This window comes from Streptomyces sp. R28 (assembly GCF_041052385.1).
Taxonomy (GTDB): Bacteria; Actinomycetota; Actinomycetes; order Streptomycetales; family Streptomycetaceae; genus Streptomyces.
Map to the genome: position 1 here is coordinate 10,751,814 of NZ_CP163439.1, position 10,769 is coordinate 10,762,582.

Genomic DNA, 10,769 nt, shown 5'->3' on the forward strand with positions numbered 1-10,769 from the left:
CGCGGTCATTGCCGCCGGCGCCGGACAAGCCGCCGCCTACCAACGAGTTGGTGCGTGATAGCGGGTGAGGCGTGTCTGGCCTGGTCGTGGCCTGTTTTCAGTCGTTGCTGGTGCGGTCGGAGACGAGGGCGGCGATGGCTCGGTAGGTGTCGGGCAGGCGGTCGTGGCGGTGGGTGAAGCGTGTCAGTTGCTCCAGCGTTTGTGAGCGGCGAGGGCGTGTTCGACCGTGATGCGGTCGGATGAGTGCCCGTGGCGGTCGCGTTCCCACTGTTCGACTCTGCCGGGCAGTGCTCCCGGTCGTGGTTTTCTGGGCGGTGTGATTGCGTGTCCGCAGTGGTCGCGGCTCAGGCCGAGGTAGCCGTCGTCGAGGAGGACCTCGACGTCGGGGAAGTGCTGGAAGCAGGTGGCGAGGCCCTCGTTGCGGGCAGCTGTGACGTCGTGCATACGTCCAGGTCGCAGAGCATCGGTCCATAACGTGCGGCCTTGATTGTCGGCGATGACGGTGGCCTTCATGGTGTTCTGCTTCTTCTTCCCGGAAACGAACGCGCGTCGGCCCCCACGTCCGGCCGGCGGACGGCGGACCTGGATCTCGGTTGCGTCCAGCCGAAGCTCGATGCCTTCGGCCTGGGCGTAGGCGAACACATCCGGCAGCGTCCGAAGGCGCAGGCCGGGACGGTCGGGGACCGCGCACCCCCGCTCGGCCAAGAGCGTGCGTGCTTCTGCGATCGCGCGGGTGATGGTGGAACGGTCGACGCCGAACAGCAACCCCAGCACCGAGTGCGGCAGGTCGTGCCGCAGATGGATCAGCGTGGCCGCCAGCCGGTCGACGAACACCAGCTGATGGCGGGCGCCGGTACCCGCAGCCCGCTTCCTGACACCACCTCGTGCAGCATGACGACGGCCCTCGAGCCTGGCCTGCCACGGCACCGCCAACTCCTGGGCCAGGCAAGCGAGATGATGCCGAGAGATCCCCGTGAACAGCCGATGCGCCAGCACCGCCCGATTGACCGTGATCACCACAGTTGGATCATGCCACCGACCAGGCGCGACGCCTCACCCGCTATCACGCACCAACTCGTAGGGCGCGGCCTGTCCTGCTGTTGGTCAGATGCGCGGCGGACTTCGGTGAACGGACACGGTTGAGGGAACGGGGAGGGCGCATGGAACGTATCAGTGGGTCGCTGAGGGGCTGTGGGCCCACGGTGCTCAATGCGCTGGGCGGTGCCGGGTGGACAGCGGGTCGCCGGGTCGCGACTGCGGACTGGACACGGCAACTGACAGCGGCGGGGTTCGTACTCAACGACGCGGCGCCGGGGGTCTGGGCGGAGTTCGGCGGGCTGAGGATCGCGAGCTCGCCGGCTCGCGTCCCCGGCTCGTCACTGTGCATAGACCCCGTTGACGCCTGCATCGGCGCAGTCGTTGAAGCCTCCAGACTGAGGCGTAGATACTCGGAGAACTACAGCCCTGTGGGCATGTGGTCGGTCCAGTACAGGTCATACGTTGCGGCAAGCGGGCGCGTCATTGCTGTAGGACCGAATGTTCTCTGGCACCTGGGTGCAACCTTCGCAGAGGCGCTGGCCTACGTAGTGGATGGCGACGGCGGCGCCGATCGTACGGAGCGGGCGGATTGGCTCGCCAACTGTCTGTGAGTCAGTTCCTGGCAGACTGTCCGCGGTCGCTCACTGAGGAGTGCGATGATCTTGCTGTGGCTGTTGTGATCACGGCGTCGGAGCCGTCCTGGATAGGCCCGTTCACCGGGCTGAGCCCGCAGCAGTTCGGCAAGCTGATCACTGCGCTGTGCCGCGAGGGCGCGGATCCGGTCCGCAAGGGCCGGCCGTGGGGCCTGCCGCTGGAGGATCGAGTGATGCTGGTGGCGGTTTACTGGCGCACGAACCTGACCCTGCGCCGGCTTGCCACGCTCTTCGGGGACTGCGTGCGCGAAGTCGCGTTCGGGGACGGCCGCCGTCCGGTCGGCCAGTCATTGAAGGACGCCCAGGAGATGGCCGGCCTCCCGCCGGGGGGGTGGTTGGGGCGCGGCCTGGACGAGCCTGGGCTCATCGAGGGCGCGGAGGTATCCGAGCGGCAGATGGAGCTCGTCTTCGGGCAGGGCCGGCACCCGGATGCCGACCGCATCGAGCGCGACCTCCTGGACGACGGCGCCGACCCGGCCACGGCACGACTGGCCACCGTGCTCGGGCAGCCGATCGAGGAGAGCGAGGCGCGCAAGCAGACGCCGCTGCTCGCCCCCGACTTCACCTTCCGGCCGCAGGCGTCCCTGATCGTGCTGTGGGCGCTGGGAGACGCCAGGACGCGGCGGATCATCGAGCGGCGCACGAGCGGGCCATGGCCAAGGCGCTGCGCTGGCTGGAGGATGAGGTCGCGGAGACCCGGTGGTCCTCGGGCCGCGGCCGCGCGAAGAGCCCGGCCCTCGTGCTCCCCGCCTTCCGGCACTTCGACAACCGGGACGGATTCCCGCTCCTGCACGACCACTGCCTACTCCTCAACCGCGTGCAGGGCCCGGACGACGACGGCGAGCCGGTTGTAGGCTCGCATTTTCCGATGTCCCTTTCTCATGGACGGTCGCCTTTTTCTGGCCCAGGGGACCGGGGAATGAGACGAGCTCCTGTCTGATCTGTCTCCTCGCATCGGATCGCGGCTTGTCGCACTGATCTGTGTACCGAACTCGGCCAAGGCCGCTGCCGATTGCGCCGAGGAACTCGGCGTCCAGCAGCGGCCCCATGCCGGGCATGCTGGCCACGACCTCGGCCGGCTCGTGCGTCCGCAACGGCCGCGTAGCGCTGCTCGCAGACGGCGAGGACCTGCTCGATGAGCTCCGCCGGGGCCTCGCTGTCCTCGTCATCGCGCAGGCGCCGGCCTTCGGTACGGCCTGCCCGACGCCACTTCACAGTTGGTACGGGTCGGCAAGGCCGGTCACCGGGACACCGGAACGCCGGGAGATCAGTCCGGCGAGCTCACGTACGTCGCTGTATGTGGTGTTGAACCTCCACACAGCTTCGCGGCCGGTCACGCGCGACGTGATCGCCACCTCGTAGACGAAGGCGCTGCCCGCCGGAAGCGAGCCAAGGGCGAACTGCGTCCTCTGGCCCTCGATCGACCCGATTTCCGACCACGCCACGCTGACCATGCGCCTGCCGGCGGCGTCGACGAAACCCTCCGAGAACAGGTAGAGGCCACCACGCATGCGCTGAAACCAGATATAACCCCATGTGATGACGATCAGCAGGCCGACCACCACAACGCCGCGGCCCCAGACGTTCGCCGGCCCGTTGGCCAGGAAGTTCATGACGACGATGAGAGTCACCAGACACGCCGCAGCCCCGCCGAGGCCGGGGCGGCGGCGTACCCGCGCCTCGAACTCGCCGAGGTTCTTGCGGGCGGCGCGGGCCAGGACGCGGGGCGCTGGCGTGTCGGCTGGCTTGCTCGTCCCGGCCATCGGGCCAGGTTAGCGGGCCAACCGCTCTCGACCCCCAGGCCCGTGTCCGGTACCACGTGATCCAGCCGCACACACCTCACGGCCAGGGATCAGAAACGCCTGCGCGGTCTGGCACTTCCTCTCCGTCACCGAGTACGGTCTCTGTCCCCTGTACGACCCCGGGCGTCTGGTAGCACCGGGTGGCCGGCCACGTTCCGGAAGCGCCCCTTGCTTCTTGAATCGTTCCCACACCGCCGTGCGGGATTCCAAGGTGTTCTTCATGACGAGTCGCGCCGTGTTCTCGAGTTCGTACCCGAGCCCTTGGACAGAGGACTACGCGGTCCTCGGCGGACGGTCTGGTGCCTCATCCTCCGGGGCCGCTCAGCCGGAGCTGGAGACCGATGCGGAGCTCGCCTTCGCGTTCCGTACGGCCGCCGGCCTTCTGGCCGAACACTGGCACGCCGACGACGTGGACGATTCGTTGGTGCTGCTCATGCTGTACAACTACCGGCACGCCCTCGGACTGGGGTTCAAATTCGTGCTGCGCGCCCTGGTCGATCGACAGCATCAACTTCGAGATCGCACCGGGCGGTCAGCCGCCCGAGATCGTGGAGAAGGCGGGCACACCCACGAGCTCAGCGTCTTGGCCGGCTATCTCGTCCAGCTCGCACCGATGTTCCGCATGGACCGTCAAGGTGACGTCGCATCGCTCTGCGACGAGGTCCGTGTCCTGGACCCGAGCGGCCAGGTGCTGCGGTACAGCATGGTCAAGCGTCCGGGCGGGATGGCGGTGCCAGCGCGCCCGGACCCTCTCTACGTCGACGTTCCCGAGTGCGCCCGCCGGGCAGGTGAGGCGTACACCGCGCTGGACCTTCTCCTTGGTCGGATCACCAGCGTGCAGGACTGGCAGGTCAACCTGGGGCCGGATTAGCAAGAGGCAGGGGAGCTGGTCACCGGCGGGGGCGGCGCAGGTTCTCCTGCGAGGACAGCAGACCGAGTACCGCGTGCTCTTCGTGGTGCTTGCGCCACCGTTCAGCCAGTACTCGGTCGGTGAACGTCCCTCGTCCCGGATCGCTCGACGTGGTCAGCTCGATCGCATCCCATCCGCCGGCTTCCGCGGCGATTTTCCGCGAACGACGGGCGTGGAGCCGTCCTTTGGCGGTGCCATCGGGAAAGGTCCGCGCCGCCGGGGCGCCCGAGGGCGTGGGCTGGGCGGGGGTGGGCGCGGGCGTAGAGCGTTCACCGGGCACTCGTGCCGTGCATGGCGCATCGGCCCTGGCGTGAGCGGATGGCCCGAGATCCCTGTGCGTGGCATTCAAGCTTCCTGCCGACGGGGAGTCCGTTACCGCGACCCCCATCGGGGCCACCCTGGCCCTGAGCAACCACACCTTCGCCGTACAGGCCCGCTGCTGGTCGGGCGCTGATCATGTCTCGCGGGTCGGGGCGGTCTGACGGCGGCTCAGCGTGCGCCACCGGAGGCATAGTTGCCCAAGCACATCCAAGTCACCATGCGTCTGAGCACGCCAAGAGACTGCTGGTCGGCGCCCCACGGCGGTTGTCTGAGCGCTTCCGCTGCGAGACCACCAACCCCGGCGCGCCGATGTGATATTTTGCGGCTTTTTCATATTAATGTCTCGTGACTGTACGAAGTTGATCTCTCGCAGATCGCAACCACCTCACTCCATCGGAGATGACATGCACAAGCTTCGCAAGGCTGCCGTCCTGGTCGTCACTCTCGGCAGCGTCGGGCTCCTGGGCGCCGGCACCGCCACTGCCGACCAGGGCGGTCACGGCGGCAAGGACGGCGGCAAGTTCAGCGTCCTGCAGAGCTCCTCCTGCAAGTCGCACGACCTGAACCTCGACGTCCTCGGCCAGGTCGGCGTCCTCAACGGCCTGCTGGGCAACGCGCTCAACGGCGAGGGCAACGCCGGTGGGCAGGACACCCACATCGGCTCGACCATGGGCTGCGACAACAGTGTCGGCGGCCACGGCCACTAGGTGTATTGATCACGAGCGTTGTTGAGGACGGGTGGGCCGCTCGGGACAGTCACGGGCGGCCTACCGATGGGTGAGGCCGGAGGCCCCTGCGGACCACGAACCCCATCGAGTCCACGTTTTCCACGGTCAAGCTGCGGACCAAGGTCACCCGCGGGGCCGGCAGCCCGGCCGCGGCCCTCGCGATGGTGTTCAAGCTGGTCGAGTCCGCCCAGGACCGCTGGCGTGCGATCACCGGACCTCATCTGGTTGCCCTGGTCCGCTCCGGCGTCAGGTTCGAGAACGGCGTCCTGGTCGAGCGCGAAGAGACCGCGGCAGCCTGATCAAACGCCACCTGATCCGAGGATGCGCTCGTCGTTCCAATCAGGAACCGTTGTGCTGCCAGAGAGCCAGTCACGTCGCAGAATCGCATACCCGACGGCGTCACGAACGTTGCCGTCGGCTGCCGGCCACGCGTCGCGATAGTGCGCTTCCTTCACGTACCCGCATCTTTGAAAAGTACGGCGCATCGCTACGTTGTCCCGACGAGTGGTGCCCTCGATCCGCTGGATTTGGGGGAACTCGGTGAATACGTACCTGGTGAGCCAGGTCAGGGCCTGTCCTCCCAGGCCCCGCCCTCGGCGCTCGGAGCGGATTCGCAGATCGAACAGCGGCGTGTCGTCACACAGGTCCATCAGCCGGACGAGGCCGGTTCGCTCACCGGCAACCGTGATCCAGAACGCCCGGCTGTCCTGGCCGTCATAGCGGCCCTCTCCAATCCACTGCCGGGCTTGGGCCTGGTCAACAACGTCCGAGACGTGAAACGGCCACGCGTCGCCCGAGAGGAAGCCGACCAGTTCTTCTGCGTCGGCCGACTCGAAGCGTTCGTAGGTGATCTCCACGGCCGCACTCTAGTGACGGAGACAGCAGTCCGGAACCGATTTCCAGGACACCCGACGGAACGCCATGCGGGCAGCGAGGAGCTTCAGAAGCAGGCACGGAACCCGGCTGGCCAGCCCCGACACGCCAGCCTGATCACCCACCTTTCAGGACGTCCAGAGTCGAGTGATCCACAACTATTGACCATTGCTCGTCCGGCTTCGCCGAAGTAGCTGATCCAGTAAGGCTCGTCCGGCCTACGTCGGCAAGGTGGTCGGCGGCTTCTTGGGTGGTGCGGCCATACCGGTAGGTGAAGCAGGAGATCGCCACGTCGTGGCCCAGTAGTCCTTCAGCATCTCGCCCGGCCACTCCGGCTCGTGGATCTCACCGCGAGGACCCATCTCCTTGAAGTAGGGAGCAAGGTCATAGAGGGGGGTTCCATCGACGGCATCCAAGTCGGTGACGTGTAGATCCAGACCGTCGAGCTTCAGCAGCCGCGGGAAGCTCGTGGCCAGCTGATTGGGGCGGCGATGGTTTTGGTGGGCGAACCACTTCGTTCCCGTCCCCGAGGTCGCCTCGCTGGCCGAGCTCAACGAGATGGTCGGCCGATGGGGCCTGGACGACGAAGGCCGCCGGATCCGGTCGCGGGCGAGGTCGGCGGGCGGGTACTTCGCCGTCGGGAGGCCGTTGCTCAAGCCGTTGCCGACCGGGCTGTTCGAGACGGGCCGACTCTTCACACCGAGAGTGGGAGCGCTACAGCCAGATCGCCGTCCAGACCAACCGCTACTCGGTTCCGGTCCGGCTGATCGGCCGGACGGTCCGGGTGATGCTGCACGTCCATCGCCTCATCGTCTACGGCCAGGGCACAGGGGTCGCCCGCCACGAACGGCTGAGCGCGAAGGCCGGCTCGCGCCTGGAGCTGGACCACTACCTGGAGGCACTGATCCGCAAGCCCGGCGCCTTCCCCGGGGCCACCGCTCTCGAACAGGCCCGTTCCGCCGGGAAGTTCACGCCCGTGCATGACGACTGGTGGGACGCGGCCCGGGCGGCCCACGTCGACAAGAACGGCACCAAGTCGCTGATCGAAGTCCTGCTGCTGGGCCGCCATATGAGCCACGAGCACATCGTCGCCGGATTGGCCACGGCCCTGCGGGCCGGCGCCTTCACCGCGGACGCGGCCGCTGGAGGCCCGCAAGGCTGCGGAAGCCGACGACCTCCCGCCCTCCCCGCCCGTCCGCGGACATGCGCCGGAGCGGCCCCGGGCCGCTGGGGGCGATGGTCACCTTCCTCGCCGGCTGGCGGATGTCCCATCTGCCGCCCGGCACCCGGCCGCTGCCCTCGGTGGCCCTCTATGACCAGCTGTTACGACACCGCCGCCAGGGCGGTGACACCGCCGGCCAGGGAGAAGCCCCCTGAGTGCCCACGCCATCGTGGTCTGAGTGGACAAGCCGCCGACACCGCCATCGACCAGGCATGCCGGATGCTGCGGCTGCCCACCATCCGGGGCCAGTTTCCCCGACCTCGCCGAGGCCGCGAAGCGCGATCAGATGTCCTACAAGGGCTTCCTGGCCGAGCTGCTGCTGGCCGAGTGCGACGACCGGGCCCGCAGGCGCTCCGAACGGCGGATCAAAGCCGCGGCCTTCCCTCGCGAGAAGTCGCTGAGGGCGTTCGACTTCGATGCGAACCCCAATGTCGACGCCGCCACGGTCGACACCCGCGATCTGCGAGTGGGTCCGGAAGGGACAGCCTCTCTGCCTGATCGGCGACTCGGGCACCGGCAAATCACACCTGCTGATCGGCCCTGGGGACCGAGGCCGCGATGACGGGCTACCGCGTCCGCTGCACCCTCGCCGCCAAGCTGGTGAACGAGCTCGTCGAGGCGGCCGATGAGAAGCTGCTGACCAAGACGATCGCCCGCTACGGACGTGTCGGTCTCCTCTGTATTGACGAACTCGGCTATATGGAGCTTGACCGGCGGGGCGCCGAGCTGCTGTTCCAGGTCCTGACCGAGCACGAGGAGAAGAACAGCGTCGCCATCGCCTCCAACGAGAGCTTCGGCGGATGGACGAAGACGTTCACGGATCCCCGGCTCTGCGCCACGCCGAACGCGTCGGCATCGACACCGGTTTCCTGACCGCCGTCCCCTTCGGCGGTACCGGCCTCAAGCAGCGCTCCCGCAACCCCTTCAGCGACGACGTCGCCCGCGCGCTGATGGACGAGACCAACCTGCGCCGCCTGGAGGAACTCGACCTCAACGACCGGGGCCCGCGGGACATCTGGGAGACCATCGTCGCCACCGGGCGCCGCTGCAGCGAGGTCGTCGGACTGCGCCTGGACTGCATCGGCCGCTACCGCGGCCTGGCCATGCTGTGGCACGACCAGACCAAGGTCGGCAACTACAACGAGGGCATCCGCATCCCCGAGCCCGTCTACCAACGCCTCGATGCCCGCCGTACCAAGGCGCTCCAGCTCTTCGAAAAGCGCTACGGCCGCACCCCGGCAGCCGCCGAACGCCCTGGCCTGGCCCTGTTCCCCTCCCGCATCCGCAACCCCAACAGCCGGCAGCCGATCTCCTACGGACACTTCAACCAGCGCTTCAAGACCTGGATCACCGACCTCGACCTCGGCGGCGCCTACGTCGCCCACCAGGCCCGCCACACCCTGGCCACCAACCTGCTGCGCGCCGGCGCCACACTCACCCACATCCGCCGTTACCTCGGCCAGCTCTCCGAACGCATGGCCGAGCACTACGTGAAGAACACCAACAGCGACCTCGAAGACGTCCTGAACACCGTCTGGGTGGCCGGGCCCGGCGCACCCACCCCGGCGAACTCCTCTCCGGCGACACCACCCCCATGGACCGCGAGACAGCCCTGGCCCTGGACCTCTCCCGCCGCAGCACCCCCGCCGACGGGGGATTCTGCACCTACCAACCCGTCGTCGACGGCGGAGCCTGCCCCTGGAAACTCGACTGCGAGAACTGCGACAACTTCGTCCTCTCCGGCGCAGGCCTCCTCTACTGGCGACGCAAAGCCGAACAGTGGCGCTCCATCGCCGAGAACGCCCCCGACGACGCCACCGCCGACTACCTCCACACCGTCTTCGAACCCACCGCCAAAGCCATCAAAGGACTCGAACAGGCCCTGGCCGCCCTCGGCATCCTCGACGAAGCCCTCACCCTCGACCTGCGGCGCCCCCAGGACTACTTCCACCGCACCTGGAGCACCGCCTTCCGCGCCCGAGACCTCGCAGCGCTGCAAGCCTCTGACGACGACACAGGGCAGCGATGAGCCCCCGCACCGACGCGGCCGTCCAAGCCCGCCGCCAAGCCACCCAGGAGATGCTCGAACGTCTCCAGACCGCCCTGGCGGGCGCAGCACGCGACCATGCGCCTGTCACCATCGCAGCCCTTGCCCGTACCGCCCGCGTCTCACGCACCTTCCTCTATCAAAACCAGCAGGCCAGAGCCCTGATCGAGCAGGCCACCCGCACAAGCAGACCCCATCCCGGAGCCTCTAGCAGCGCCAGCCGCGCACAGCCCGCCTGGAGGGAACGTGCACTCAACGCCGAAGACGCGCTCGCTCAAGCCCAGCGCGAAATCCGCACCCAGCGCACCCATATCGCAGAACTCCTCGGCAAGATCCGCGACCTCGAACACGATCTCCCCGAAGGCTCCCTTCAGCGCATCGTCACGGAGAACACCACGCTGAAGCAGCACATACGACAGCTCACTCAGGACAACCAGCAGATGCAAGAGCGCCTGACCAGCGCACGCCAGAACAACCGCTTCATGGACAAACGCATCGCCGACCTCGAAGCCCAACTCGCTCCGTACCTCACGACACCACCCCCGCGCCCCTGACCCGGCCTCGGATCATTGCCAAAGGGGATGGACCTTGCCGACAACCGTCAGATCCAGTCGACGTCCAACTCAGCCAGTGCGGCCAGCTGCTCCGCACTGAGCTTGTCGCGCCTCGACTTGGTGTTCGAGATCCATACGCCCAGCTTGACGGCCACAGGCTCCGCCTCGCCGTCGACCGTGATCTGTTCGCTGTGCCCCCTTGGCACCGGCCGGTCGCCTTCCCGTTCCACCCACTGCGTGACGGCCGCCAGGCCCCGCTGGAACGCCTGCTGCGTCTTGCTCGGCCCCTTCCCACTGCTCTTGGTCGTCGAAGCGGGAGGCGGCGTCGGGGCGGGCTTGATGCCCAGCCTGGACAGCCGTTCCTGCTGTTCGGTGGACAGCTGCGCCCAGGTGCCCGGCTGTTTCTGCCGCTTTAGCCACTGCCCGAGATCATCGCCGTCGAACGTCACGCCGGGTTGGACGTCGGGCAGGTGGCCGTGGGGTTCGTCGGCGGCGAGGTCGGCGAGGACGCGGTAGTGGCGTTGCCAGTTGAGTGGCCAGGGGCAGTTCCAGGCCGGGTCGATCGCCTCCAGCTGCTTGGCGCGCTCCGCCGCCCGCTCCGGGTCCTTCCCGAGGCCGCCC

At 67.9% G+C, this 10,769-nt stretch carries 11 protein-coding genes and 5 pseudogenes; 11 read left to right on the plus strand and 5 right to left on the minus strand.

Translation table 11 applies throughout. From position 1 onward, the window contains the following. Positions 1 to 97: 97 nt before the first annotated feature. Positions 98 to 1,020, minus strand: a pseudogene (locus tag AB5J49_RS47030) (transposase family protein). A gap of 140 nt (positions 1,021 to 1,160) precedes the next feature. Between AB5J49_RS47030 and AB5J49_RS47035 the strand changes: the two are divergent. From AB5J49_RS47035 to AB5J49_RS47045, 3 genes and pseudogenes are all read left to right on the plus strand, one after another. Next, positions 1,161 to 1,649 (plus strand): SUKH-3 domain-containing protein, encoded by a 489-nt coding sequence (locus AB5J49_RS47035; RefSeq protein WP_369174985.1) that lies wholly within the window; start codon positions 1,161 to 1,163, stop codon positions 1,647 to 1,649. Positions 1,650 to 1,705: 56 nt separating this feature from the next. After that, positions 1,706 to 1,921: pseudogene (locus AB5J49_RS47040) on the plus strand (transposase family protein); the annotation flags it as partial. 422 nt (positions 1,922 to 2,343) lie between these two features. Beyond that, a complete protein-coding gene (locus AB5J49_RS47045; protein ID WP_369174986.1) occupies positions 2,344 to 2,631 on the plus strand; it encodes a relaxase domain-containing protein in 288 nt (95 codons plus the stop codon). A 271-nt stretch (positions 2,632 to 2,902) separates the two neighbouring features. Here the strand turns inward: AB5J49_RS47045 and AB5J49_RS47050 are convergent, their stop codons facing one another. Continuing rightward, a complete protein-coding gene (locus tag AB5J49_RS47050) occupies positions 2,903 to 3,454 on the minus strand; it encodes a hypothetical protein (protein ID WP_369174987.1) in 552 nt (183 codons plus the stop codon). A 250-nt stretch (positions 3,455 to 3,704) separates the two neighbouring features. On the opposite strand from AB5J49_RS47050, the gene AB5J49_RS47055 reads away from it, so the two are divergent. The 3 genes and pseudogenes from AB5J49_RS47055 to AB5J49_RS47065 all read left to right on the plus strand — a co-directional run. Further along, positions 3,705 to 4,364 carry a hypothetical protein gene (locus AB5J49_RS47055; RefSeq protein WP_369174989.1) on the plus strand — a complete coding sequence of 220 codons (660 nt, stop codon included), beginning with the start codon at positions 3,705 to 3,707 and terminating at the stop codon, positions 4,362 to 4,364. Positions 4,365 to 5,128: 764 nt separating this feature from the next. Beyond that, complete coding sequence (locus tag AB5J49_RS47060) at positions 5,129 to 5,431, plus strand: hypothetical protein (protein WP_369174990.1); 303 nt, start codon at positions 5,129 to 5,131, stop codon at positions 5,429 to 5,431. A gap of 86 nt (positions 5,432 to 5,517) precedes the next feature. Continuing rightward, a pseudogene (locus tag AB5J49_RS47065) lies at positions 5,518 to 5,751 on the plus strand (IS256 family transposase); the annotation flags it as partial. On the opposite strand, the gene AB5J49_RS47070 reads toward AB5J49_RS47065, so the two are convergent. Continuing rightward, positions 5,752 to 6,309, minus strand: coding sequence for a GNAT family N-acetyltransferase (locus tag AB5J49_RS47070; RefSeq protein WP_369174991.1), 558 nt, complete (start codon positions 6,307 to 6,309; stop codon positions 5,752 to 5,754). A gap of 234 nt (positions 6,310 to 6,543) precedes the next feature. Next, positions 6,544 to 7,023 (minus strand): TrmO family methyltransferase, encoded by a 480-nt coding sequence (locus AB5J49_RS47075; protein WP_369174992.1) that lies wholly within the window; start codon positions 7,021 to 7,023, stop codon positions 6,544 to 6,546. A 505-nt stretch (positions 7,024 to 7,528) separates the two neighbouring features. On the opposite strand from AB5J49_RS47075, the gene AB5J49_RS47080 reads away from it, so the two are divergent. The 5 genes and pseudogenes from AB5J49_RS47080 to AB5J49_RS47100 all read left to right on the plus strand — a co-directional run bounded on the left by AB5J49_RS47080 (position 7,529) and on the right by AB5J49_RS47100 (position 10,148). Then, the gene (locus AB5J49_RS47080) at positions 7,529 to 7,702 is read left to right on the plus strand and encodes a hypothetical protein (RefSeq protein ID WP_369175513.1); all 174 of its coding nucleotides are present in this window, start codon (positions 7,529 to 7,531) and stop codon (positions 7,700 to 7,702) included. Between the two features lie 64 nt (positions 7,703 to 7,766). Continuing rightward, a pseudogene (gene istB, locus AB5J49_RS47085) lies at positions 7,767 to 8,420 on the plus strand (IS21-like element helper ATPase IstB). Between the two features lie 77 nt (positions 8,421 to 8,497). Continuing rightward, a pseudogene (locus tag AB5J49_RS47090) lies at positions 8,498 to 8,989 on the plus strand (tyrosine-type recombinase/integrase); the annotation flags it as partial. Between the two features lie 152 nt (positions 8,990 to 9,141). Then, on the plus strand, positions 9,142 to 9,576 hold the full coding sequence (locus AB5J49_RS47095) for a hypothetical protein (RefSeq protein ID WP_369175514.1): 435 nt from the start codon (positions 9,142 to 9,144) through the stop codon (positions 9,574 to 9,576). Continuing rightward, positions 9,573 to 10,148 carry a DUF6262 family protein gene (locus AB5J49_RS47100; protein ID WP_369174993.1) on the plus strand — a complete coding sequence of 192 codons (576 nt, stop codon included), beginning with the start codon at positions 9,573 to 9,575 and terminating at the stop codon, positions 10,146 to 10,148. The genes AB5J49_RS47095 and AB5J49_RS47100 overlap by 4 nt, the downstream gene beginning before the upstream one ends. A gap of 47 nt (positions 10,149 to 10,195) precedes the next feature. Here AB5J49_RS47100 and AB5J49_RS47105 read toward each other — a convergent pair. Next, the coding region (locus tag AB5J49_RS47105) for a helicase associated domain-containing protein (RefSeq protein ID WP_369174994.1) at positions 10,196 to 10,769 on the minus strand (574 nt) is incomplete at its 5' end.

Excerpts from the sequence above, each read along its gene's own strand:
- AB5J49_RS47035 (WP_369174985.1), top strand. The coding sequence starts at position 1,161 with ATGGAACGTATCAGTGGGTCGCTGAGGGGCTGTGGGCCCACGGTGCTC.
- AB5J49_RS47045 (WP_369174986.1), top strand. The coding sequence starts at position 2,344 with ATGGCCAAGGCGCTGCGCTGGCTGGAGGATGAGGTCGCGGAGACCCGG.
- AB5J49_RS47050 (WP_369174987.1), bottom strand. The coding sequence starts at position 3,454 with ATGGCCGGGACGAGCAAGCCAGCCGACACGCCAGCGCCCCGCGTCCTG.
- AB5J49_RS47060 (WP_369174990.1), top strand. The coding sequence starts at position 5,129 with ATGCACAAGCTTCGCAAGGCTGCCGTCCTGGTCGTCACTCTCGGCAGC.
- AB5J49_RS47080 (WP_369175513.1), top strand. The coding sequence starts at position 7,529 with ATGCGCCGGAGCGGCCCCGGGCCGCTGGGGGCGATGGTCACCTTCCTC.
- AB5J49_RS47095 (WP_369175514.1), top strand. The coding sequence starts at position 9,142 with ATGGACCGCGAGACAGCCCTGGCCCTGGACCTCTCCCGCCGCAGCACC.
- AB5J49_RS47100 (WP_369174993.1), top strand. The coding sequence starts at position 9,573 with ATGAGCCCCCGCACCGACGCGGCCGTCCAAGCCCGCCGCCAAGCCACC.